The organism is Prevotellamassilia timonensis (assembly GCF_900106785.1).
Taxonomy (GTDB): Bacteria; Bacteroidota; Bacteroidia; order Bacteroidales; family Bacteroidaceae; genus Alloprevotella; species Alloprevotella timonensis.
Map to the genome: position 1 here is coordinate 34,785 of NZ_LT629834.1, position 25,998 is coordinate 60,782.

18 protein-coding genes are annotated in these 25,998 nt (G+C 48.3%); 8 read left to right on the forward strand and 10 right to left on the reverse strand.

Features of this window, described 5'->3' with window-relative positions:
- The first annotated feature begins 14 nt into the window (after positions 1-14).
- Positions 15-1,604 carry an L-aspartate oxidase gene (gene nadB / locus BQ5453_RS00485; RefSeq protein WP_071121681.1) on the forward strand — a complete coding sequence of 530 codons (1,590 nt, stop codon included), beginning with the start codon at positions 15-17 and terminating at the stop codon, positions 1,602-1,604.
- Positions 1,605-1,730: 126 nt separating this feature from the next.
- Here the strand turns inward: nadB and BQ5453_RS00490 are convergent, their stop codons facing one another.
- The 6 genes from BQ5453_RS00490 to BQ5453_RS13660 all read right to left on the reverse strand — a co-directional run bounded on the left by BQ5453_RS00490 (position 1,731) and on the right by BQ5453_RS13660 (position 8,796).
- Positions 1,731-2,048: a hypothetical protein gene (locus BQ5453_RS00490; protein ID WP_143033238.1), complete on the reverse strand. Its 318-nt coding sequence runs from the start codon at positions 2,046-2,048 to the stop codon at positions 1,731-1,733.
- A gap of 27 nt (positions 2,049-2,075) precedes the next feature.
- On the reverse strand, positions 2,076-2,642 hold the full coding sequence (locus tag BQ5453_RS00495; RefSeq protein WP_143033239.1) for a hypothetical protein: 567 nt from the start codon (positions 2,640-2,642) through the stop codon (positions 2,076-2,078).
- 233 nt (positions 2,643-2,875) lie between these two features.
- The gene (locus BQ5453_RS00500; RefSeq protein WP_071121684.1) at positions 2,876-3,616 is read right to left on the reverse strand and encodes a hypothetical protein; all 741 of its coding nucleotides are present in this window, start codon (positions 3,614-3,616) and stop codon (positions 2,876-2,878) included.
- Positions 3,617-3,646: 30 nt separating this feature from the next.
- Entirely contained in the window at positions 3,647-5,323 is a 1,677-nt protein-coding gene (locus BQ5453_RS00505) for a RagB/SusD family nutrient uptake outer membrane protein (RefSeq protein WP_071121685.1), read from the reverse strand.
- A 32-nt stretch (positions 5,324-5,355) separates the two neighbouring features.
- The gene (locus tag BQ5453_RS00510; protein WP_071121736.1) at positions 5,356-8,328 is read right to left on the reverse strand and encodes a SusC/RagA family TonB-linked outer membrane protein; all 2,973 of its coding nucleotides are present in this window, start codon (positions 8,326-8,328) and stop codon (positions 5,356-5,358) included.
- Positions 8,329-8,631: 303 nt separating this feature from the next.
- Positions 8,632-8,796 (reverse strand): tyrosine-type recombinase/integrase, encoded by a 165-nt coding sequence (locus BQ5453_RS13660; protein ID WP_074027629.1) that lies wholly within the window; start codon positions 8,794-8,796, stop codon positions 8,632-8,634.
- 293 nt (positions 8,797-9,089) lie between these two features.
- Here BQ5453_RS13660 and BQ5453_RS00515 point away from each other — a divergent pair, with 293 nt between their 5' ends.
- The 3 genes from BQ5453_RS00515 to BQ5453_RS00525 are packed head-to-tail and all read left to right on the forward strand — an operon-like array spanning position 9,090 to position 11,933.
- Positions 9,090-10,319: a site-specific integrase gene (locus BQ5453_RS00515; protein WP_071121686.1), complete on the forward strand. Its 1,230-nt coding sequence runs from the start codon at positions 9,090-9,092 to the stop codon at positions 10,317-10,319.
- A gap of 31 nt (positions 10,320-10,350) precedes the next feature.
- A complete protein-coding gene (locus tag BQ5453_RS00520) occupies positions 10,351-11,574 on the forward strand; it encodes a site-specific integrase (RefSeq protein WP_071121687.1) in 1,224 nt (407 codons plus the stop codon).
- The gene (locus BQ5453_RS00525; RefSeq protein WP_071121688.1) at positions 11,571-11,933 is read left to right on the forward strand and encodes a virulence RhuM family protein; all 363 of its coding nucleotides are present in this window, start codon (positions 11,571-11,573) and stop codon (positions 11,931-11,933) included. Before BQ5453_RS00520 ends, BQ5453_RS00525 begins: the two co-directional genes overlap by 4 nt.
- A 232-nt stretch (positions 11,934-12,165) precedes the next feature.
- On the opposite strand, the gene BQ5453_RS00530 is transcribed toward BQ5453_RS00525, so the two are convergent.
- A complete protein-coding gene (locus tag BQ5453_RS00530) occupies positions 12,166-12,474 on the reverse strand; it encodes a helix-turn-helix domain-containing protein (RefSeq protein ID WP_071121689.1) in 309 nt (102 codons plus the stop codon).
- Between the two features lie 82 nt (positions 12,475-12,556).
- Positions 12,557-12,868, reverse strand: a complete 312-nt coding sequence (locus BQ5453_RS00535; RefSeq protein ID WP_008656559.1) for a helix-turn-helix domain-containing protein — start codon at positions 12,866-12,868, stop codon at positions 12,557-12,559.
- 397 nt (positions 12,869-13,265) lie between these two features.
- Between BQ5453_RS00535 and BQ5453_RS00540 the strand changes: the two genes are divergently transcribed.
- From BQ5453_RS00540 to BQ5453_RS00555, 4 genes are all read left to right on the forward strand, one after another.
- A complete protein-coding gene (locus BQ5453_RS00540) occupies positions 13,266-13,748 on the forward strand; it encodes a DUF3408 domain-containing protein (protein ID WP_071121690.1) in 483 nt (160 codons plus the stop codon).
- Positions 13,749-13,932: 184 nt separating this feature from the next.
- Positions 13,933-14,346 (forward strand): plasmid mobilization protein, encoded by a 414-nt coding sequence (locus tag BQ5453_RS00545; RefSeq protein ID WP_071121691.1) that lies wholly within the window; start codon positions 13,933-13,935, stop codon positions 14,344-14,346.
- On the forward strand, positions 14,343-15,293 hold the full coding sequence (locus BQ5453_RS00550) for a relaxase/mobilization nuclease domain-containing protein (protein ID WP_071121692.1): 951 nt from the start codon (positions 14,343-14,345) through the stop codon (positions 15,291-15,293). Before BQ5453_RS00545 ends, BQ5453_RS00550 begins: the two co-directional genes overlap by 4 nt.
- A gap of 35 nt (positions 15,294-15,328) precedes the next feature.
- Positions 15,329-16,081: a hypothetical protein gene (locus tag BQ5453_RS00555; RefSeq protein WP_071121737.1), complete on the forward strand. Its 753-nt coding sequence runs from the start codon at positions 15,329-15,331 to the stop codon at positions 16,079-16,081.
- A gap of 357 nt (positions 16,082-16,438) precedes the next feature.
- Here the strand turns inward: BQ5453_RS00555 and BQ5453_RS00560 are convergent, their stop codons facing one another.
- A complete protein-coding gene (locus BQ5453_RS00560) occupies positions 16,439-16,807 on the reverse strand; it encodes a hypothetical protein (protein WP_071121693.1) in 369 nt (122 codons plus the stop codon).
- A gap of 136 nt (positions 16,808-16,943) precedes the next feature.
- Positions 16,944-25,985 carry a toxin TcdB middle/N-terminal domain-containing protein gene (locus BQ5453_RS00565; protein ID WP_083361068.1) on the reverse strand — a complete coding sequence of 3,014 codons (9,042 nt, stop codon included), beginning with the start codon at positions 25,983-25,985 and terminating at the stop codon, positions 16,944-16,946.
- Between the last annotated feature and the right edge of the window lie 13 nt (positions 25,986-25,998).

Sequence of the window (25,998 nt, forward strand, 5' to 3'; positions counted from 1 at the left end):
ATCACGACGCACAGATGATACGCAAATTCGACTTTTTGGTAATTGGTTCCGGTGTGGCCGGAATGAGTTACGCCCTCCAGGTGGCCGCCTCGGGCAAAGGTAAGGTGGCCCTCGTTTGCAAAACCAGTATTGAGGAGGCCAACACGGCCAAAGCACAAGGCGGCGTAGCCTCTGTCACCAACCTCAAGGTAGACAACTTTGCCAAGCACATCAAAGACACGATGATTGCCGGCGACTACATATCCGACCCCCGGGCCGTGGAGCAGGTGGTAAAAAATGCACCCGCTGGCATCGAACGCCTGGTAAAGTGGGGCGTAAACTTTGACAAGAAAGAAGACGGCTCCTTCGACCTTCACCGCGAGGGTGGTCACTCAGAGTTCCGCATTCTGCACCACGCCGACGACACGGGCTTCGAAATACAACGCGGACTGATTGAGGCCGTGCGCCATCACCCCAACATCACCGTGCTCGAGGACCACTTCGCGGTCGAAATCATCACACAGCACCATCTGGGCATTGAGGTCACACGACGCACGCCCGACATTGAGTGCTACGGTGCCTATGTGCTCGACCCCGACACACACAAGATTGACACCTTCCTGTCACGTGTCACCGTGCTCAGCACCGGCGGTTGCGGAGCCGTGTATGCCACCACCACCAACCCCGAGATTGCTACCGGCGACGGCATTGCCATGGCTTACCGCGCCAAGGCTACCGTAGAGGGCATGGAGTTCATACAGTTCCACCCCACCGCACTCTACAACCCACGCGAAAAGCACCCCGCCTACCTCATAACCGAGGCCATGCGCGGCTACGGCGGCATACTGCGACTGCCTAACGGCGAGGAGTTCATGCAGAAGTATGACAAGCGTCTGTCGCTCGCCCCGCGCGACATCGTGGCACGCGCCATCGACAAGGAAATGAAAATTCACGGCCTCGACCACGTGTGCCTTGACGTAACGCACAAAGACCCCGAGCAAACCAAGCAGCACTTCCCCAACATCTACCAGAAGTGCCTCTCCATCGGCATCGACATCACCAAGCAGTACATTCCCGTAGTGCCGTGTGCCCACTACCTCTGCGGCGGCATCAAGGTCGACCTCAACGCTTGCTCGTCCATTCACCGTCTCTACGCCATTGGCGAGTGCTCATGCACCGGGCTGCATGGCGGCAACCGTCTGGCCAGCAACTCGCTCATCGAGGCAGTAGTTTACGCCGACACAGCAGCCAAGCATTCTATTGAGCACATCGACGAGTACGACTTCAACGACCGCGTGCCCGAATGGAACGACGAGGGTACGCTCTCCAACGAGGAGAAGGTGCTCATAGCACAGGACGTGAAGGAGGTGGAACAGGTTATGTCGGCCTATGTGGGCATTGTGCGCTCCGACCTGCGCCTGAAGCGTGCTTGGACACGCCTCGACTTGCTCTACGAGGAGACTGAGGAACTTTACAAGCACGTAAAGGCTACCCGCGACATTTGCGAGCTGCGCAACATGATTAACGTGGGCTACCTCATCACCCGCCAGGCGCTCGAGCGCAAGGAGAGCCGCGGTCTGCACTACACCATCGACTATCCCAAACACGCTTACGACCAGAACTAAGCCACGCCACGCATATATATAATAAAGCGCTGATACGCTGCATTCCCTGTGAGGAATGCCCGTATCAGCGCTTATTCATTGGCGAACCAACCTGCACACTGCAGGTTGTGTCAAACGCACATTGTGTCAATTATAGCTCTGTGCAAAACCGAGGTTGAAGAAGTGAAGCACATCGTCCTCCATCACATAGTTGTCAGCTACAAGTTCGAAGTAGCCGCTAAACTTGTTGGCTTCGGGTGCTACATTGCGGGCTTTGACAATGAATGTAACCTCTGCACCAGCCTCGATGTCGGTCGTATAGCCTTCTGACATGTAATTGACATTTGAACCAAATTCCATGTAGTAAGCATTGCCTTGATCATCTCTAAAATGCTGGCCCAAATCATTACGGAAAGCAACGTTTCTCAAGTGCTTGCCCGTGTTGTTCTTCAGCTTGAAGTACAAGTACACATCGTTAGTGTTTGCGTCGCGCTAAGCCTGCACAAAGGTGTACGACAGTTTGCGGTCGTTGGTCTGCACGCCATTGCTCAGCACACGATTGTCAGCAATTCTCAACTTTTCGAGCGCAATGCCGCTGTATCGCTCCATTCCAAGCGTGTTCGAAGTGGCCTGCACATAGAGCCACACGTTGCGCGCGCTGTTTGTCTCGTCAAAACGTTTCACACGGATTTTCAGCTTGACAGACTCCCCTGCCAGCACCGACACATTGCTCAGGCCTTCCTTATATTCACCACCATTAAGTGAGAAGTTCATGCTATAGCGCAAGTCATTGTTCAAATCATCGCGCGAAAGGCCAAGGTTTTGCCACGTGTCCACACTGAGAGCAAGGTCTTGCACGTCTTTGCCCGATTTGTTTGTAATTGTCATGTCCACTATGAGCACACTACCCACACGGGCGCAACTATCAACGGTTGTCTTGAAATACTTTGGAAAGAGGTTGTTGTCTGCACTTTCCTCTTTTTCTTCTTCGCACGATACAAAGGTGCCGATCATGCAAATTGCGGCAATAATCATTGCCATGTACTTAAACAATTTCATAAAGTAATGCTTGAATTTGTCGGCAGCACAGCTCCACGCCCTTAATGGTACTTGGGCCGCTGCCAAAGGTTTATAATATTAACGCTGCAAATTTAACGTGCACGCGGCAAACACACTTCATTACTTTTGATGATATTTAAGCGTAATGCGCACAAAGAGAGGCAATACGCTGTCAATCACGACAGCATATTGCCTCTCTTTGTATATATTATATATGTGTAGTAATACGCGCTTTACTCGCAGCTCATCACCATTGTAGTAGTGCCGTTTGTCAGCGTCAGGGCATTGTCGGCATTGTAGCCAATGGTGTATGTCGTACCGTCGGCCAAGGTAACTGAGCCTGTGCCAGTAGCCGCATCGTAGGTGTAAGTGCCTGAACCTTCAGGGATAGCCTCTGTTTGATAGGCACAAGTACCATCGGCGTTGAACTGGATATAGAAAGTGCCGTCAGCGTTGCCCCAGAAGAGGTTCTCGCCGGCAATAGCCACGCCCTTTGAGGGTATGCCGTTGAAAGCAATAAGCTTTTGTTCATACACCTTGCCCTGGTACACCTCATAAATGAAGAGCTGCACACTCATGCGTGTCTTGCTTGTCTGACGCGCTAAGTATACGTGCATGGGTGATCTAAAAGGCGTGTTGGCAAAGTCGAGTGTCGACATGCCCACTTTTGCGTCATAGCTCAGCGTGCCGTTTGCGGCCACATAAGTGTCGGTGCCGTCTGTCATATAAAGTGTGCCAACGGTGTCTACCTTCACAGTGGGCTGTGCACCATCTTCGGCAGCCGGAACTACGGTTTTCTTGAGCGAGAGAGCTACATAATAGGTCGTGCCATCGTCAGTATTCTCCGATACCCAAGTACCCAAACTCTCCTGTGCATCATAGGTGGTGAGTGCCGGCATGTCGGTATCGGTGCACGAGGCCAGGCCCCACACGGCTACCACGGCCATGAGCAACTTGCTGATATATTGTTTCATTGTTGTCATTGTGTTATCAGTTTCTTACGGTTAATAACCCTCGTTTTGCTTGATGTTCTTGTTAGCCTGGGTTTCCTGCTGTGGTATGGGCCATGTAAAGCGTATGTTGTTGGCCTCAACCTCAAGGTCTTGCCAGCCGGGAGTGCTCACGAGCACAGGGTTCTGGAACTGCTGTGCGGCCATGCGCTTAAAGCCTAAGTGCCAGCGCTTGAGGTTGTCGAGGCGGAAGCCCTCACCCACAAACTCGCGTGTCCACTCGTCCTGCATCACCTTTACAAGTGCTGCACCCGTCACATTGTCGCCAATATAGTCGGCACTTTCGTTGTAGTCGGTTTCGCCCACGTAACGGTTAATGCGCAGTTCGTTCAGAGCTTCGCGTGCGGCAGCCTCGTCGGGATTTGCCTTGCGCAGGTTAGCCTCAGCAATGATGAGGTAAGCCTCTGAGGCACGGAAAGCCTTGGTCATGTTGTAATTCTGAGAATACCATATATTCTGCTTGCGCAATGTGGGGTTACCCACATATTTGGTAAATACCACGCCACTCTCGGTGTCGCCACTGGCCGTGCTGATGTCGGCAGAAAGTCCAAGCTGATCCAAAGTGGCCAACTGGTAGCCGTTCTGTGTGCCGTAGCCAAAATAGAAAGTATTCTGCCCTTGCTGGTTTTGGAAACTGAAATACACCTGGCGGCGCACATCGTTATCAGAGTACATGTCTACCAAACCCTTGGTGGGCAAGAAATCGGGGTTCATACCTTTCAAGTCGGTGTTCAGGTCGGCTGTAATGATGTTGTAGTTTAGGAAAGTGCCGTAGCTACCCGACAGTTCATCAGGTGTTTGCAGCGGTTCGTAGATTATTTCGCTTCCCTTGTCCAAAATCCAAAGGTCGAGCACGTCGTTTGCGCCACTGGCCAGTGAGTAGTTTTCGCAAATAGTTTTTGCCTCCTCTATGGCCTGGTCGAACTTGTGCTCATACAGATAGAAGCGGGCACGCAGAGCCGTCACGCAGTCAGCGTTGGGCTTGTAGATGCTGGGGGCAATCTGTGCCGTAGGCTTTACACCCTCGTTATATTCGGCCACCTTGTCAAAGTATGCCATGGCGTGGTTCAAGTTAGCCTCAATGGTGTCGCAAGTGGTCTGCAATGAGGCACGTGCGGGCTTGGCCTCGCTGCTCACTGTCTCCACTATGGGCAGACCGAGTTCGTTGGCAGCCGTTTCGGGCTCATAGTCCTTGCAGTAACGTGTTACCATGCGGCTGTAGGCATAAGCGCGTGCAAAGTAGGCAGTAGCCTTAATGTTGTAGATGTTGGCCTTTTGTTGGTCAGACAGCGTGCTGCTGTTTTCAAACTTGCCAATGTTCTGCAGTATGAAGTTGGCCTGCAATATCACCGAGTAGTTGTTGGCCCAAATAATGTCGCCACCAAACTGGCTGCCGGTGAAACGCCAGCTGTGCTCTTGCGAATAGCTGGCTGAAGTCAAACGCTGGTTGAACAAGTCGCTCATCACATCGGTCAGGTAGGCGTTTGAGCCACTGATGTCCGAACGCAGGATGGCGAGCAAACCATTGTACTGGTTTGTAGCATCGTTGTATGTCTTCCACGACTCCTTGTCCGTCAAGCTGTCCGTCGGGAGCTGGTCAAGTTCGCACGAGGTGAACAAGGGCAGCGCAAGAGCCGAGCAAAATATAGCTTTAAGAATATATTTGTTCATTTTATGTAATGCTGTTTAAGTCACTTAATCGTTTAGAAAGTCACGTCTACGCCCAATGTATACTGGCGTGTGGCAGGATAGTTGCCCGCAGTGAGGTTTGAGTCAACCTCGGGGTCCACACCTTTGAACTTGGTCACGGTGAACAAGTTGCGGCCAGTGAAGGTGATGCGTATATTCTCAAAGAAGCGTGTAGCTTGCATCCACGTCGCGGGCAGGTCGTACGACAACTGCAAGTTCTTCAAACGCATGAACGATGAGTTTTCGAGCAGATGGGTGTCGAACTGCGAGTTGTACTTAAAGGCAGGCAGAATAGCGTGGTCGCCCGGCTTCTTCCACATCTGCAAAGCATCGCGGTCAAGGTTCATACCTTGAGTGGCTGCACTCGATGAGGTGTTGAGATAGTAGTCGTTGTTAACCATGTACTTGCCCAGTACGTATGCGAAGTCGGCAGCGAGTGTCAAGCCCTTCCAGCTCACCTGGAAACCAAAGCCACCATGGTGCGGTGCAAAGCGCTTCTTGCCAGTGTCTTGATAGAGGCTTTCAATCTGGCTCTCGTCCTTGGTCATTGTTTCGGGGTTGTAGGTGTAGCCTGCCTCTCCGCTGTAGCCCACCTTGTACCACATGGGGGCACCGTCCTGCTCGTCCACGCCAGCAAAGATTGGCATGTAGTAGTTCAAGCCCTTGCCTACCATATAGCTAATCAACGCACCCTTGTTGTCCCACTGGTCAAGGCCGTAGAACAATTTGTCTATCTTGTTGGTGTTGTATGAATAGGTAGTGTGGAAGTTTACGTACCAATCCTTGGTGCGCACAATGTCGTAGTTGATTTCCACTTCAACACCGCGGTTGGTCATTTCGCCAATGTTCTTCATCATGGCACTCATACCTGTGGTGTAAGGCAAGGGCATGCTCATGAGCATGTTCTTGGTCTTGCGGTTGTACCAGTTGAAGTCGAGGGTGAGCTTGCCAAAGAATGAGGCTGTCAGGCCCACATTGGTCTGTATTTGCTTTTCCCAGCCAAGGTCTGAGTTGGGGAACTGTGCGTAATACGAAGCCTGTTCGCCGCCATACTGCGTGTTGCCCGAGAGTGAGAGGTGGGTGTAGTTACCGATTGAAGAGTTACCGGTTGAACCCACGCTGGCCTTGAGTTGCAAGTTGGTGAGCCATGTCGAGGCGGGACGCATGAAAGCCTCCTGCATCATGTCCCACATCACACCGCCACTGTAGAACATGGCGCGGCGGTTCGACTTACCAAAGCGTGACGAGGCATCAGAACGCACGGTAAAGTTGGCATAGTACTTTTGCTTGAAGTCATAGTCGGCACGGCCGAAGAATGACAGGTACTCGTACTTGTAGTTCGATTCGCTTGCGGCTGCTGGCACCGTACCGGCACTGAGGTTGGTCAGGCGGTCGTCGAGCAAACCATCTGCCTGGGCTGTAAACTCATCGTAGCTGGCCTTTATGCCCTCCTGGCCAACCAGCAAAGTAAAGTGGTTGTTGTCGTTGATGTTGAACTTGTACTCGGCCGTATTGGTGATGGTCCAGGAACTTGATTGTACCGATTGGCGTGCCGCTGAACCCGTGCCGCCACCAGCCAACTGGGCATAACTTGGCATAATCACACTCTTCAATCGGTTGCCAATGGCATACAAACCGAGTTGAGAGCGCAAGGTCAAGCCTTTGACGGGAGTGATTTCGGCAAAAGCTGTTCCATTATATACGAGGTTCTCTACTTTGCTCGGTGCGGCGTCAACATAGTAGTTAGGGTCAAATAGTATGCCCCAAGAGTCAGTGCCCCATACCTGGTGCGTACTCTTCATTGAGTAAGGTTCCCAATAGCGTGGCCAGCTGGCTGCTACAGTTGAGGGCGAATTTACGTTGTCCGACCGAGTGTCGGCAAAACGATTGGCACTATTCTCTGAAAAGCCGATTGATTGTGCAATGCCAAACTTCAGCCAGTCCTTTGCCTTGGTTTCGATGTTGGTGCGCAGTGTGGTACGCTTCACGCTCGAACCATAAGTAATACCATTCTGCTTCAAGAATGAGGCCGACACATAGTAAGTGGTCTTTTCTGAACCGCCGCGAATGCTAAAGTCGGTAGTGTGCAGGGGGGCGGCATTGTCGAACATGTGCTTTTGCCAGTCGGTGTTGGCACCATGTCCTTTGAAATATGCGTATGTTTGCGGATAGATAATACCGTTCTCGAGTTGGAAGTCGAGCAATTCGTCAGCACTCATCGGGTTGCCAATGCTGCGTGCCAACTGGCTCCAGCCCACATTCTGGCTCACGTGTATTTGCGCCTTTTCGTTGCTGCGGCCTTTCTTTGTGGTGATGTAGATTACACCATTGGCGGCACGCGAACCATAGATGGAGGTGGCCGAAGCGTCCTTCAGTGTGGTGATGCTTTCAATATCACTCGGGCCGAGCATTGAAAGCATGGCAGCACCGGCAGGCACGCCGTCTACCACAATAAGCGGTTCTGAACTGGCAGAGAGCGAACCCACGCCACGCACATTGATAGATATATTTTGAGTAGTACCCACATCACCCGAGTTGTTGGCAATGTTAAGGCCGGCCACCTGGCCCTGAAGGGCATCAGCCACATTGGTAGCAGGCTTGTTCTCAACAACTGAACCGCCAACTTTCTTTACCGAACCTACCACAGTACCAACCTTCTTGGCTGTACCGTAACCAATCACTACGGCTTCGCCCAGTTCGTTGTCCTTCAATACCACCTGTACGTTGCCTGCCACGCTGACGGTGGCGGTGTTCATACCGATGTACGATACCATGAGCTTTTTGGCTGAGGCGGGCACGCCGCTCAGCTTAAAGTTACCATTGGCGTCGGTGGTGGTGATTACCTTGGTGCCCGGCACGCGCACGGTGGCACCCATCACGGGCTGGCCCTGTGCGTCGGTCACGTGTCCGGTCACAAGCTTCTGTGCCGAAGCTGTGGCTGCTGTCAAGAGCAGGCCGGCTCCCATGAGCACTAACTTTTTGTTCATATTGATAACCATTTAGTTAAACATTTCGTGTTGTTTCGGTGTGCGGCACCCTCGGTGTGCGCTTGCACAACTTGCGGCGCAAGTAGGGCAGGCAGCCGAAGTTGCTGAAAAAACCGACGCGGGACGAGGCTGCTGAAAAATGCCCGACGCGAGACGCGTCGCCCCCATTAGAGCGCAAATTCCTGGCATAACAGTTCTTCCCATGGCTTCAAATCCGCTTTTTAACCTGTCAATCTGACAGAAAACGCAAGCACTAATGGGGGCGACGCGTCTCGCGTCGGGGCTATTTTCAGCAACCTCGCCTCAGTCCGTGCGCTGTGTCTGCCCAAGCTCATGCAATATCTTCTGCCTCGTCACCTCGGCATAGCGCTGCGTGGTGGCCACACGGGCATGGCCGAGCATAGTGCTGACACTCTCGAGCGACACGCCGCGCTGCAGCATAAGGGTGGCAAAGGTGTGGCGCCTCATGTGCACAATTTAAGCAAAAGCAACGGAAAGTGAAGATGAGAGAAATGAACTGCAAGTGGTTGAGAATGAGCAATATTTCATAATTCTGCCAATTGGCTGCAAAGCAAAGCCGAGCAGGATATTGAGTTATTTCAGTTACCAAACCGTTAGCGGTCAGTTACCGAAACCAACACTGCTAACGAGGTGAAAAACAAATAGTTTGTCACCAGTGTTTGTTGCACTGTTCTGCACAACTTTCAATGACAGAGAATGCTTACTGATTGATTATTTTTGCAAACTAAAAAAGTAAGCAGATGAAAGTTGAAAAATTCAAGGTGCTGCTCTACCTTAAAAAGAGCGGATTGGACAAGAACGGTAAGGCTCCCATCATGGGACGCATCACCCTCAACCGAACAATGGCGCAGTTCGGTTGCAAGTTGTCATGTACGCCAAAGTTATGGAATCCACGTGAGAGCAGACTTGACGGCAAGAGCAAAGAGGCTGTGGAAGTGAACGCCAAGATTGACAAACTGTTGCTGGCAATAAATTCAGCCTACGAGTCACTTGTGGAGCGCAAGACGGATTTTGACGCAAAGGCGATAAAGGATCTGTTTCAATGCAGTGCAGACACTCAGATGACCTTGTTGAAGCAGCTTGACGCCATCATTGCGGACATTGAGTCAAGAATCGGCATCGACTACAAGAAAGGCACGCTTCCAAACTACCAGTACACTCGCCTGACATTGGTATTGTTCGTCAAGAAGCGTTATGGAACTGACGATGTGGCATTCGGTGAGCTTGACGAGCAGTTTATCCGTGAGTACATGGACTTTTGCTTGGACGAGAGAGGTCTTGCACTTGATACAGTCCGCCACTATCTCGCCATCTTGAAGAAGACCTGCCGAATAGCTTTCAAGGCAGGACACTCCGAGCGTTATCATTTCATGCACTTCAAGCTACCTCAAAAGAAAGAGAATCCACCAAAGGCATTGACACGTGAGGACTTCCTGAAAATTCGTGACCTCGAAATACCAGAGCGAAGAAAATCGTTGGCTTTGACCCGTGACCTTTTTCTTTTCGCTTGCTATACAGGCACGGCTTATGCCGATACGGTTTCCATCACGGAAGAAAACCTCTTTCGTGATGAGGAGGGCAGCCTTTGGCTGAAATACCACAGAAAGAAGAACAAGATGCTTGCACGTGTGAAGCTGCTGCCAGAGGCGCTTGCCATGTTGGAGAAATACAAAGACCCGACAAGACCTACTCTTTTACCGCCACAGGAATTTCGAGTGTTGAGAGGTAACATGAAAAGTCTCCGAGTACTATCTGGCATAAGTATGGATTTGGTCTATCATGTTGGACGGCACAGTTTCGCATCGCTCGTTACGCTCGAAGAAGGTGTTCCGATAGAGACTATCAGCAAAATGCTTGGTCACAACAACATTCAGACCACGCAAATCTATGCACGTGTCACCCCGAAAAAGCTATTTGAGGATATGGACAAGTTCATCGAAGCTAACAAGGACTTCAAGTTTGTCCTGTAATATTATCACAAAATAAGAAAGGAACATAACAATGAGAAGTACATACAAGCAGTTTTATTATATCAACCGTGGCAGAGTAAAGGCAGACGGAACCACATCTATATTTTGCCGTATCACGATTGACGGCAAAGTGTCAGCCATAGCAACAGGTCTTTACTGTGCTCCCGAAGAATGGGACACGAAAAAAGGTGAAGCCAAGAATGCAAGAGTGAACGGACAACTGCAAGCGTTCAGACTAAGAATTGACGAAGCCTACGAGCAGGCAACAAAGGAAAAGGGCATCGTTACCGCCGAGATTCTGAAGAATGTTATTGTTGATGCAAATACTATCCCGATGACATTGCTTGCCACTGGCGAGGAGGAGCGTGAACGCCTTAGGCTGCGCTCTATCCGTATTAACTCAACATCTTCTTATCGCCAATCTAAGACATCGCAGCTAAACTTGCGAGAGTTCATCGGGTTACGAGGAATGAATGACATTGCATTTGAAGATTTGACTGAGGAATTTGGCAAATCTTATAAGTTGTTCTTGATTGGCAAAGGGTATAGTGCATCCAATACGAACCATAATCTTTGTTGGCTGCAACGCTTGGTTTATATCGCTGTTGACAGAGGTCTGCTGAAATTCAATCCATTGGAAGATGTCGGATATGAAAAGAAAGGCTCACCAAAGCGTAGACATATATCCAGAAATGACTTGCTGCTCATTATGGAGACTCCTATGGAGGATAAGGCTTTGGAGTTGGCACGCAGAATGTTTGTTTTCTCCAGCCTTACAGGTTTGGCTTATGTCGATTTACGTAACCTGTATCCACACCATATCGGGATGACGGCAGACGGTAGAAAATACATCCGTGAGAAAAGAGCAAAGACCAACAACGAAGCGTTCATTCCCTTGCACCCGATAGCTGAACAGATAATGTCGCTATACAATACAGCGGATGATAGCAAACCAGTTTTCCCTCTTTCTTCACGTGATTCCATGTGGTTTGAATTTCATTCACTCGGTGTGGCTTTGGGTATAAATGAGAACCTTACCGCACATGTTGCAAGACATACATTCGGAGTAAACATGGTTACTTCGGGCATATCAATGGAAAGCATCGCCAAGATGATGGGGCATTCCAATCTGCGAAGCACCCAGGTCTATGCCGTCATCACCGATGACAAGATATCCAAGGATATGGATAAGCTGATGCAGCGCAGAGAAACAAAAGAAACTGACCAGAATAAAAATAAGGAGGACAGGAAATGAACAGAGGTGTTATAACAATCAGTGAGAGCGGAACGGTATCCATGCCGACCGATACTGTATGGATGACCATGCAGGAGATTGCCGACATGTATAATGTATTCGGCTGCTATGTGCGCAAGGCTGTCAAGGCTATATTCAAGGATGGCATTCTGAAAGAGCAGGGTGTATGCCGTCATGTCAGGAAGAACGACCGCATCAGCTATGATGTGTATAGCCTTGAACTCGTCATTGCGGTAGCCTTCCGTATTGACAGCATTGAGAGCAGAGCCTTTCGGGAGTTCATCATGCAGTCCGTCATCGGCAAGCAGACAAGCCGCACTAAACTGGTCTGTATCTTTACAGAGAACGCAATGGCATAGACCTGCCATAAAGCAACGTTCCTTGGAGGCTTTGCGCCTCCAGCCACTTGGGCGAACCACCGCAGTGTGTTTTAGCATGGTATTAGATTTATACAGGTAACACAAATGATACTCGGCAAACACGAACAACTCGGTATAGCCAATAAAACGAGGCGACAACCTATAACAGCCACACTCGGTAAGTTATACGTTGTCGCCTTGTTCATTTCACACACTCATCAAGGACATTCTCCTACACACCTTTCATTCTGTACGCTTCACGATAGTTAGCCATCAGAATCTTCTGAATGTCGGACTCGTGGTAAAGAATCTTTCCGCCAAGCTGGATATACGGGATGACACCGTTGTTTCGGTAGTCCTGCAGGGTTCTTCGGCTCAGTTGCAGCCTGGCGCAAAGCTCCTTGTCCGTCATGAACCGCTCACCGCCAAGCATGGGGCGGTAGTTCATCACGGCACGTTCAAAATTGTCAACCATTCGGTTGAGGTGGTTCACGATATGGTTCATCCACTCGCTGTTTCTTGTCATTACTTCATTGCTCATAGTTGTCTCGTTTTATTGTTGATACTTACGTTACTCGGTTTACTTGCTGCATTGGATAAAGTGGCTGTTGTATATTGACTGCCTAACCTGTGCGCTTGCGAAAGCGCATGTCCTTTTTCTTGTCCTCCACTACTGCTACGATAGCCATCACGTCCTCCGGCTTGTAGTAGGTCTTGTGGCTGATTTGCGTATAAGCCAAAGTTCCGTTGTCCCGAAGCGTCTGCACTGTCCGTGGGCAGATGTTGAGCGTCTGACACACGTCCTGCGTATCGAGCCACTTGTTCATGGTCTTGTCCTCACTGCGCTCACGGATTCTGTCCATGCGCTTCACGAAGTTCTCCAACTGGGCATCAAGATAGTTGAATGCCTCTTCCTCGAATACGATGAATCCCATACTTTTCTTTTTTCTAAGTTTATACTATGTTATATGTCGCAAAGCTCCACGCATATGCTGTGCTCCACGCTTGTGAGTGCAAAGATAGGCACGGCAATCTAAAAACAAGCGTTTTCAATTTCTGTGGCAGTATGTTGCAGTGGTTTGATACACTTCAAGTCCTAAACCGATAGGAAAAACTTGCACGACTGCAACGAATACATGAACAATGATGAGTTGAGAAATACGTTGAAGTTCTCACAACTATCTCGGTATGCAAATAAGCAAGCCACAACTAAATTGCCACGTTACACCCAATCAGTTGCATGGCTGCACTCAGTACACTTACTTTGCACCCGACAATCGGTCAATGGAGCAAACCGTGACCACTATACTAACAAATAAAACAGCATAAGCTATGGCAAGAACAAAAGATGCAGTCTTGGCTCCTGAGCAAAAGGAGCTGATGGAAAAAGAGTATTTGGATTTTGTTAAACCATCTACGTATGGCAACAAAGCCAATCCAAGTAGTTGTAATTCTCTCTATGATGATGTAGAGAACCCAGAGTTGAGAGCAATTGTAGAGAAAGTTGCTGCAACAACTCCCTATCGAGAGGAAACATCAACGAACGAGGCTCAATCGCCACCGAATCCGCTGAAGCGCATCAGCGGCAAGCAGCGCAAGGCAACTTTGGAGGAGTATCAGCAGACCTTCCTCCAAGTTCCAAGGATTGACGGCCGCAAGCCGGTCTTCGTCAGTTCCGATGTACGAGACCGTCTTGATCGTGTCGTCCACATCCTCGGAGGGAGACGCATGAGCGTATCGGGCATCATCGAGAACATCGTGCGCCACCACCTAAGCCTTTATGAAGAGGACTTCGAGGCTTGGCGCAAATTGTGAGAATTAAGGTCTGCGACCTTGGACGTGGATAGCTGAAAGGCTGTAGTTCCAACTAACGTGTTCTGAGAGGGAGCGAGGTTATGTTTTGGGAACCCCAAAACGCCTCGCTCCACCATGAGGGCGGAGGAATTTTGCTCCCGGCGGTCGCAGAAAGTAAGTGTACCAACTGTAAACAGTATATCGAATGACAAGCATACATGAACAGGACAAGAGAAAGGGCGGAAGACCGCCCACGGGCAGGGTTCGCAAGTTGTCGAAGTCTGTCACGGTGAAGTTCTCGAAGCCAAGCTACGAGGCATTGAGACTGAGGGCGAGAAAAGCCAATCGCAAGTTGGCGGAGTATATCCGTGAGTCCGCCTTGAACGGCGAGGTGGTCAGCGGACACAACGCAGAGACGGTAGCCATCGCCAAGAACCTCATTGGCATGGCGAACAACCTCAACCAACTTATCAAGCTGTCGCATCAGAGAGGTTTCCATGAGACCCATGTATATGTGGTGGACTTGTTGAGAAGATTGAAAGAAATCCTTGGCGAGTATCGCCAAGCAAGTTATAAACCTAAGCCAAGCAGTATGGGCAGAAAGGAGGATACCACATGATAGGCAAGCTAAAGAAGGGCAGCTCATTTGGTGGTTGCATCCGCTATGTTACAGGCAAGGACGAGGCAAAAATCATCGCCTCGGATGGTGTGTTACTCGGCACGAATGCCGAGATGACGCAAAGTTTCGAGCTACAGAGGCAGCTAAATCCAAGGATTAAGAAGCCTGTGGGACACATTGCACTCAGTTTCAAGCCCGAGGACAAGCCACGTTTGACGGATGAGTTCATGGCTAAGATAGCCCTTGAATACATGAAGATGATGGGTATCAACGATACCCAATTCATTATCGTAAGGCATCACAACACGGACAATCCACATTGCCATATCGTGTATAACCGCATCAACAATGAGAGCAAACTCTTATCAGACAGGAATGATTACAGGCGTAATGAGCAGGTGACCAAGGCTCTAAAATCCAAGTATGGACTTACTTACGGAACGGACAAGAGCAAGACTAACACTCGCAAATTGCGCAATGCAGAGCGTGCAAAATATGAGATTCACAATGCCGTTAAAGGTGCCTTGAAAGCCGCAGATAGCTGGCAGAAGTTCAAGAATGAACTTGCAAAGCGAGGTGTTCACTTGGAGTTAGTCTATAAGGACAAGGAGAGAACCAAGGTGCAAGGTATCCGTTTCTGCAAGGATGGATATAGTTTCAAGGGGACACAGATTAGCCGAGACTATAGCTTTGGCAAACTGAATGCGAGATTTGAGGGAATGGAGAAACACGTTTCATCAAGAGACAACTCTACTCTGCAATACGAGCAAGGCTATCACAAGAGCAACGATGAGCCATCCATGTCGGATAGCAGCCAAGACCTTTGGAACGGCATTTCTTCCATTAGACTTTTTGCTTCTGGCGACGCTCAGACCTTTGAGTCTTTCCCAGAGGACGAATCATCCAAGAAGAAAAAAAAGAAACGCAGAAGAGGCTTTAGCCTTTGATGCAAGTTACAAACCATTCAAACAACAAAAGAAATATGAAAGAAGAACTATTGGAAGCCATCTACGGCACAGTTGAGAGATTGGAGCAGAAAGTCGATGAACTTTCTGCCTCACCAAAGAATACAGAGGCGGAAAGCACTCCGGTCTCTGTAAGTGTTAATATAAGCAAGCTTGAAAAAGCAATCCTTGCTATGGCTGTAAAAGAAGGGGAGTCTATTGACAAATTGGTAAGATTAAGAGAGGCTATCTGCATCTTTACCGACCTTACCAAGAAAGAAGCAAGTAACGGAGAACAGCGAAGCAAACTCTTGTTTGATGCAATTAATCAGGTGAAACAAGAGCTGAATGCCACATCAAAAAATGTGCAGGACAAACTTCACGCAATGGGTAATACACCTCTGAAGAAAGTTGTGACTCATCGCTTCGAGCCAACTTCAAAGTATGTTCTTCTTTTCATTGGTGGCTTGGCTCTATCTCTTGTTCTCTCCATTTGGGGCAATCTCACCCAATGGCGAGAGCGCCAAGATTGGGAGGAGGCAGATTTGAAGTATCGGGCTTTGAAGATGGTGCTTCCATCCGACGACCCCAATGTTCGATACATCGAAAAGAATTTTTCTGTATGCCCAAATAAAGAAGTTATTGAGAAAGTGAGAACTCATGTAAATATTTACGAGGACTCAATTCGCTATCATAACGAAATGATACAGATGGCAGCAATTAAAGATAGCATGGCTAATAGCCTATTTAAAGAAGCGAATGAAATTAAAAAGAAAATTAATCAGAAATAATAGACAACGACCATCTGGTACAAGCGCATCCTTCGTTTCGACAAGATTAAGACCAACGGCATTCGCATCGTATTCGATAGTGCAAGGGCTTGTCCGTGCATCAACAATGTTTCAGCATACTAAGGAAGAATTATACTCTGCAAAGGAAAGGATAGAAATGTAAATAAACCGTGTCTAACTATAACTTTTATAGCTTGACACAGTTTATCTTGAACTCTCAGCAACTAACGCTGCGGCTGAATTACTCAATGGTAAAAAACATTTCTGGGCACAACTTAGACCTATCATAGACAGAAAGTTCTTCTTTAGATGTGTGAAAATCTATGCATAGTACACACGCTTTTTGCAGATAGTCTGCTATTTTTCGATCATTTTCTTTAACTCCTTTTCTATATTTTTTTTACATCTATATATTTTTCTTTTGTCATCTTTTATATAATTATCACATATAAAAAAAGTTTGATGATAATTTCTGCCTTTTATAGTTAATACTAATCTTGGAGGCAATTTAATTATGTCACAGAGAGTTGCATTCTGTAAGAGTTCATACAGTTCTTGGATTAAAATATCATTATTAATAATGTATTCATTATCATCAAAATAATTTTTTACTAATATTTGCTTACAAACTTTTTTGTTTATAAGGTTAGGATGTATGCTATTTTTACAACAATCACATAGGCAAAACAACCCACAAAAACAAAATATTTTTAGTAATTTATTCATGAATATAGTGTATTTTTATTTATAAAACTCATCCAGCAAGATAGTAGAGCCTTTTACTTGTGGAAATTCGCTTAGGTGTAATTAATATATTCTCTACAAGGTATAAAACCTATGTAGAGAATATATTTTTAAATCCCTATGGTTTCATAGCATGTTTTATAACTGCTTTAATTACACTTTTAAACTCATACTTAGTTTTTTGACCTGGATCAACTAAGACATCCGTGTTAGGAAGCATTTTTGTATCTTCAAATAATTTATTTGGAGTTACATAACTCTTTCCTAAGAAAGACTCTTCACCTTTAATTTCTTTATCTGAAACAGCTCTCACACCTTCTCTTGCGAAAGTAGAGCAATTACGAGACATACCTTTGTAGCCTTTATTTAACTTAATTTCATTTTGTAATGCCTTTTTTGCTCTTTTATCTGTTTGATAATTAGTTGAAATCTTAATAATTCCATCAGGATTACTATTTTCACCACTATTGAAATTATTAGTTTTCATTTCTTTCATAGTTACTTTCGTATCTATTAAAAATAGACCTCTAACACGCTCATCATGTCTCGCTTGTTCAGGAGAATACGAACTAATTGGGAATAGTCCATAGACTGTGATTGTCCCATCTGGTACATATTTTTTCTCTTTAGTACTCCAAGTATAATTGTCAACACCAAAGGCCGCATGCCCATAAGCATCAGGTTGTGATGCCCAAATAATCAGATAAGAATCCTGTCCGTTAGGGTCAATAATTTTGATTGGGTTGTTGAGACTAAAGCAATAACTATGAATATTAGGATACTTATCTTGCTTAGGGTCTGTTCCCAGCCAAATGCTCAACCTCGGTTCATAGTACCTCGCCCCATAGTAATACAATCCCGTCTCCTCGTCGAATTCCTTCGCATTGAAAAGATAAGGCGTATTCCAAATATTGTTGCGCTCCTCAATGAACACTTCACCGAAAGGAACATACTCAATGTGTTGCACCACATCGCCTTCAAGGTTGGTGATGTAACTACTGCTACCCAAGTGGTCTGGGTGATAGTAGAACTGCATCTTCTCGTATGTATCGCCTTCTTGGAAGTTATTCTTTGCAGCTCTCGCTAAAGCTCGTATCTGAGCAGCCTCCAAGCTGCCGTCATTGCAGCAGAAGCCCTTGCCATCGACATAGTCGTTATTGTCCTCGCCATTGTACGGCACTGCAAAGGTTGCATAATTATCCTTGATAACCTGCAACTGCTGAGTATATTTAACTTTATAATCAACAGACAAGCCATCGGTCTCACTGCCTGCATACTGGATGCGGCGTGGGTCCGAACCGTAAGAGTCGAAGTCACCAATCTTGGAAACGACACGCTGACTACCAATGTAGATGTGCTTGGTGTAGCGTCCGCCTTGGTTGGCAACCAAATATGGACTTACATACAAAGAGAACTTGGCTGTGTTCGTGCGACCTCCTGCAAACTCGGAATTTACATACACTTGGTCACTTTCGCCAGATGTTTTCACTGTGCGCTCACCATCAGCATCATACCAATAATTGGTTACAAAGCCGTTATCGTCAGAGGCAAGGAGGCGGTTCTCCTCATCCCACTTGAGTTTGCGCTCTGCGGTTTTCTCGTCAGTCACACCGTCCTTCTTTGTACGGCTTGTGTTGACATAAACAAGATTACCGTTAGCATCATACTCATAAGCATGATTGTTGTTCACATTCTCACTCTCCGAAGGCGTTTCCTCCGTGCGATAATTTACATCTGTCACATGTGCAAGCTGGAACTTCTTGCCTGTCTCTGTTCCATAGGTGTATGACAAATCATAACCTGCATTCAACGTACCGTTGAACTGCACATTGTTCTGCGTGAGAATCTGACGCTTCGATGTGATACGGTGCATGTTGTCGTAACCCATCGCAAGAGTGTAGCTTGCGGTCTTGTTGTCTGCACCTGTATATGTACCAGTTGCACTAACAAGACGATAGAGGGCATCGTAAGTATAGTTATGCGCCATCTGTCCACCAGCCTTGCCACTCTGTGGCACTGACGCACCATTCACCACGCTGAGCACATTGCTCACCGCATCGTAAGTGTAGGCATTGTCCATGATGGTATTGCCACCACTGTTCACGGTGAGGTTCTGCAATCTGCGGCGCTGAGGATCATAGGTGTAGAAAGTCTCCGCACCGTTGCAATACTTCAAATATGTGCGCTGCTCAAACTTGTCATAGCCGATCTTGCTCACATAGTCGTAGCCGTAAGACTTATAGCCATGCACCTTTTCAAGCTGACCGCCGAGGTTGTAAGAATAGGTAATCTTCTCCTCGTCTGGATAAATCATCTCCAACAGACGGTTATGACTGTCGTATGTCCACTGCGTAACGTATGTTGCAATCGCCTGGTTAGGCACAATCATCGTGCGGCGGGTCTTCGTCACCTTGCCCATCTTGCCATAGAAATACTCAATGGCACCCGTTCCGTCCTCACGGAGCATCAAGCGACCGATGCGGTTCTGAGAAGCGTTGCGACCACCATAGTAATACTTCACATTGTTCTCCGGGTGGTCAGGATAGTTGATGCCTGTCAGACGCTGATAGTCGTAATCATAGGTGATGAACTTGCCTTCCTTTGCAAGGTTGGCAGTCTGCTTAGTCAGCACATTGCCGAGCGCATCGTAAGTGAAACTTGTGATGCCGCTTGCAGGATGGTTCACCTCAGTACGGCGGTCACCCATGTCGTAAGTAGAGGCCGTTACATTGCCCTCCGTGTCGGTGACACGAACAAGTCGCTGTATGCCGTCATACTCAAACGAGGTGGTAATCTCACCGTCAGGACCGCTCTTCTGGATGGTCTTCAAGGTCTTGCCACTGCCATTGGTATGGGTAGCCTGCACATTATGAAGCGCATCCGTTACGGTTGTAACGAGAGTATGACTGCTATTGTCAACTGTATATGCCGTAGTTGTCGTAGAGTTGTCCGGCAATGTCACTGAGGTGGCACGGTCGAGCACGTCATAAACAGTAACCGTTGGAGAAACATTGTCAAATGACTTGCTGAATGTGGACTTCGATCCGGTTCCTTCCGTTGTAGGATAGAAAGCCTTTGCCACACGTCCGAAAGCGTCATACACGTTTCTTCCGCTGACTATCATCACGTTCTCGTCCTTGGCAGAGTATCCCTTGGATGCACTTGTCACAACACCGTCCTTCTTCACCTGCACGGCTCTTCCGAAACCGTCAACGAACGTAACGGTCTCCAAGTCGTCGTTAGGGTGCTGGATGTCGTAGTGCTTGGTCACTGCGTAAGCAGGAGCGGTAATGCCACTCTCACCAAAGGTAGCCAATGGCTGATACTCAAAGGCGATGGCATAAGGCACGCCCGTAGCCAACTCATTTGGACCACGCACGCCAGTAATGCGACCGAGGTCATCTACATCAGTCTCGTAGTAGAAGTTGTTGAGGTCACGATGCTCCTTGGCAATGCCATAACGATAGTCGAAGTTGCCTTGCTCGCTGCGGTAACCCCACGCATCGTCAATACGCTCCACATACATGTTCATTTCCGGCTCATAGCGGTACTTGTACCACATGCGCTGTCCCTTGCCGTTGGCAGGGAGGGTCTTCTGGATGATGTTGCCGTAAGAGTCGTACTTGTAATCAGTAACTGCCGCACCGTCATTCAACTGCTGCGTAATCTGGGTGATGTGGTTGGCATAGTTGGTGTTGTACTTTGCCGTCACATGGTGGTAAAGCGAGCCGTCACCGCCAGTCACCGTAACATCTATTGGAAGTCCGAAGATATGCTTCGCTGCATTGTCCGTGTATTTAATGGCGGTTGCATAGTCAAACTTTCCGTTTCCGTCCTCGCCAAGGTTTCCCTTGTCGCTGTACTTGTAGGACTTCAACTCACCATGATAGCCATTGAGGTAGTACTCATTCCATGCCTCGGATGTAACCACACCGTTTGCCGCTCCCTCATACTGCAAGTTTGCCGTATAGCGGAGAGGTACGAATGCAGATGCACGGTCACTCCAAAGGTTCACGTCACGCTTTGCGAACGTGTACTTGTCACCGTCGGCAGTCAGATAGTAACTGTCGTAGCGATTCTTTGTCTCCGTGTATTTGTTGCCGTTGGCATCCTCCACGGAAGTAGCAGTAACATTGCCCTGCGTGTAGTAGTTGGCAACATCGTAGTTCTCAACAGCCTGTCTGTAAACAGAATTGCCATTCTCCGTGTCGAGGTTCTTGGTGATAACCTCACCGAAACCGAGGAACTCACGCTCATGGCGGTCACGCTTTCCGTCCTTATACTCAAAGGCGGTTGTCATGACTGGACCATCGTCATGGATTCCGTCGTCAATCGTCAAGGCAGACATTACCCACTTGCCACCAGGAAGGCCGTAGGTCGGAGTGGTGTGGGCATAGTCCAATGTGAAAGTTCCGCCCAAGGAATTGGTGACTGACTTCAACATGTTTGTCCTGCCAATGGCAGAGCGTGTAACCTTCAACTCGCTTTCCTTCTCAGACTCAACGATGTCAAGATAACCGTCACCATCAACATCCTGCAATGAATAGGTAGGGCGGTTGATGCTATGTGAGGTGGAAGCACCAGGGTTGGTTGAAATCTTGATGCTTATAACAGGAATGTTGATGGTCAAAGTGAACGCTGCGTTTGCAGACTCTGATGTAGAGGCTGATTCACTAAGCGCACTTGCACCCTTCCAACTGATAGGCTCGTCAAAGCCATTGCCTGTATTGAGGGCAACAGTGATACCGTCACCATTCTTCCATACCTTGTCAGGAAGACCGTCAGAATTGATGTCGATAAGATTATACTCCTCTTCGCTTTCAGAGGTTACGAGACCGAAACCTGCTGAGAAACTACCAGAGGCCTTGTTTATACCTTGGTATTTCTCATCTTCAAATTTTCCCCAGTCATGACTTACATCGCCACCTGCGCCAATATTATAAGAAAGGCTCTTACCACTCTGTATGCGGTCAAGTCCCCAATCAATAGGTTCAGTAAAGGCATAGCCCAGATTTAATCTTACTTTCTTGTCGGAAAGAATCTTGTCTGGTAGTCCATCGCCATTGATATCTATGAACGATTCTACAGCTTCATCCGTATTCTTTGGCGCACTGCCGGAAATGGAGAATTGAGCCAGCCATGAACTCTGTTGGTTCTGTGCGGAAGACTTGCTTCCTGAGATAAGTTTTGTAATGCCAGACACAGAAGCTACTGGATTGCCGCCATATCCCCATGCTTCAGAAGCATTGTCAGAGTTATTAGCTCCGATACCCTTGTAGATTTCGCCACTCAGTCCACCAAGAGAGTTGGTGTATTGAATCGTACCACCAGCGATGATGTCCGGGAAACCATCACCATTCATGTCCATCATGGTGACCTCTGTCTTGGCATTACCGCTCGCATCGTTGTGTGTGATACCAAGCGCACCGCCTTGCACTACCGTGCTCTTGCTGGACATCACTTGGCTTACTGCCGCAGCACCAGTACCTTGCAAATACTCACCTGCAAGTCCTGCTACCTCGGTATCGTTCTCCAACGGATTGGAGAGAAGAACATCCTGCTCGGTCAGTCGGGCTGTACTTGCCTCGGTTGCAGTAAGATAGATGTCCTGTCGCTGACCGACCCACTTGTCCATAGAAGTCTGGTCTGTACCCAATGGGGTGAATGCCATCGTGAGCGGATCAACCTTATCATCCTCGTTCTCAGGCAATTTCAGCAATGACTCGTCAATAGGCTTTGCATATCTGCCCTCTGCCGAGTTATAAACAAAACCTCCCCAGCCACGGTAAAGCATACCGAAGCCAAGATTGTCATTCTCTGCATAGAATCCAGCAAGCACATTCTCTGTTACGAGACCTGCCGCATCTTTCAGAATGGAAACAGAGGCTGAAGTAACAGTTTCATTAGAGATTGCTGCCGGATAGCTGTATTCAAACCAGATGTTCTTTCCTGCAGTAGTTGCAAATCGCAGAGTATCGGCTTTCAAGATGCCATTCTCGATATTGAAAGACTTCTTGCCAACAAGTGCATCCTCTGTCTTGGCGGTCAAAGTAACCTGTCCATTGATGGAATTGTCAGAAAGGATAAGTACTGGTGACACGACCAAAACGGTATCAGTCGCAGTGGTCAAGTATGGCTTGCCCTCTGCCAAGGCATTTGCGAAAGTCTTGTAATGTGCAGGAACTGACATGGTCTGCTCAACATTGGCAGAATCCTTGTAAGTTACAGACGCTTGCCAACCGATATTCTTCCAATCAACATTTGAGGTGGATGAAATCTCAAAGCTGAAGTTGGTCAGCTTTTCAGTATTCTCCAGACTGATGTTGAGTGAATCGCCATTGAAAGTCTCATTAGCCTTCAGTGTACGAGCAAAGACCGTCTTCTCGATATAGTTCGGGTTGTCGTTTCCGTCACTGTCTTTCTTTTCATTGCTGCCGATGATGCTGAGAACAACATCGTCGGTTGTTACAGGCTTGTGGAAGGCACTGTGAACTTCAACACTTGAACCATTCTCCACATTGGCAGAGGTGTTCACATCATAGATGGCACCATCCTCAGGCTTGTACTCTGTTGAAGAAAGCCCGTTAGGCAAAACATTAGATTCGCCAGCGTATGTAATGGTAGGCGACCAGTTCACCTTGTCAAATGAGCCGTTGCTTGTTTCCTCGGAACCCGACTGTACACGGAAATAGATTCTGTCACCTCGCTTGACGGCAACAGAAGAGACTGCAGCGGCATAAGAACTGCCGTCGCCCTTTGCAATAGTCTTGTTCCAAAGCTCATTGCCACCCTTTTGGATAGCAACTCTTACGCCGTCTGCTTTTTGGTATTCGTCAGCGTCATAGTCTCCAGTAGGAGCGACAAGGCTTACTTGACCTGCCACGCTTACTGTTCCGTCCTTAGGAGCCTGCCATACACGCACAATATCCTCCATCGGTGAGTTCTTGATGGCTTCCGCCTGCTCATCCTTACTGACCTCCATGACAGAAGTGTCAACCTTGCCACCATAGATGATTGGGCTTGGCGTGTCGGCACTGCTCAATGTAAACGTAGGCACGGCATTGCCAGACTGATCAAACTCCAAATGGTTGAAATATACCTTGCCATTGGAAACGAGGTCAACAAGTCCGTCACCGTTGATGTCGCTGAAATACTGAGTGGTCTTTGTCTTAGTGGTTGACTTGTCCGTTCCGACAACGGCAGTCAGAACATTCCAACCGACAACGGCTTTCGCACCGAAAGAGTTCGTAGAACTTTTGGTTGTCGAGAAGTTACTGATACCCTTTACCTTGACAGGCTCACCATATACTACTTCTCCGTTGTCAGTCTTGACCTGTGGACGATAATATACGGAACCACCAGACTTATATACCTTGTCAGGAAGTCCGTCACCGTTCAAGTCAACGAATGCGGAAAGTCCCTTGCTGGTATCGCTGGAGTAGCTGTAAGAACCTCCTATTGTATTGCCTTTCCATTTGCTTCCGTCCCAAGGTCCCACACCTGCATAGAACGAACCGCTTACAGAAGAACTTGTCGTTCCGCCAAGTGCAGTTGGCTTGTCGCTGAAGCGCTTGCTGACAGTCTTCAATGGATTGACGAAACCTGCGTCAAGTCCGTCATCGTGCGTGTTCCATTTCTCGGAATCGTCCTTGAACGGAACATATCCCTTTTCAGCCTGCACATCATCATAATAGTCGAAGTTCTGGAAAGCCACTTCCTTTCCTGTGTTGTCATACTGTCTGACACCTGTGAGCATTTCCTTGTGGAATGCACCTTCCTTGTAGTCAAAGGCATAGCTGCGCAGGGTCTCGCCCTGGAAATTCACGGTCACTTTCTCCAACAGCTTGTTGGAGGAGGCGAGGAATCCATAGCGGGCATTGTTGGTCTTTACCTGCTTTATCTTGTTGCCTTCAAAGAGTACAACGGTGTGCGGTTCCTGTCCTGCATTACCTGCGTGAACCTCCTTCAGATATGCAGCCTTGGCCTTCAAGCCGCCACGCACATCCTCATCCACGATGTCATACACATATTCTATATAGTCACCGTGGAGTTCCTCGACACGTTTCAGCTTCCATTCGGCAATCACCTCACGGGTATTGCCCGAAGCATCGGTGACATTGCCCTTTACAACAGCTCCGTCACCACCATAGATGTACTTGACACCCTGCTTGTCTGTAACCTCCCAATAATAGTTGGCAGGACTGTCACCCTTGCGGATGATACGGCTGAAATCACCGCCTTGGCGGGTGTAGAACTGGCGGTCAGCCTTTCTGTCCATCTTCTCGCCACGGTGTGCGACTCCCATCTGTCCGTTGTCGTCCATGGTGGAGAGCATTGAACCGGACAAGAGATAAGTCTCCGTCTCTTTTGACTGGTCATAACGAGGCACGCCCCACCGGGTGTCAAGCGTAATGCTTGGCACGCTGACGTTCCAACCCTCGCCAAGCCAACCGCTACCGCCCTCGCTGCTGTACTGCAAGCCAAGGCTTGGCTGCATACCGTTTCGTGCTGGCGGCATCTCGAACGGATACTGCAAGTTGGCAGAGCCACGGTTGTTTGCGCTTGGAGGCGCAATGACATTGAGCTTCGCCGTCGGGTCTGCCGCCTTGATGTCGTTCATCATCGTCGGGGCAAAGCCTTCGGTCTGCGGTGACTCCGGGGCCTGTATCACACCGTTGATCATGTCGGTGAAGTGGGTCGTCTTTGAAACGACACACTCTTCCTTCTTGTCCACACGCACACGCTCCAACGCAACCCAATGCTTCTCGGCCGGGTCGTAGTAATAGGTACGGATGTCGTCCTCGGTATAGCCGCTTGGTATTCTCGTGCGGTCATACTTTATCTTGACTGTCGCACCCTCGCCTGTGAAGTGTGTTCCGTGAGGGAGAAAACGGTAGCCCTGTCCTCCTGCCGTGACATTGGTCATGGCAAAGTCAAGCTCAGGAACGTTCTCCTCTCCGATAGAGTTCACGGAAAGGCTTCTGTTCCGAATGAGGTCTTTCTGAAGAACGACCAGTTTGCTACCTCCTACGGAGATACTGTCAGAGACACCCTTCTTGAAGAGTTTTCTCACGGCTGTCCCGTCCTTTGCCGAAAGGGACAGTGTGGCGGCAAGCAGTAAAACCAATGCCCACGCCACCTTCTGTATATAATTCTTCATGCGTATCTTCCTT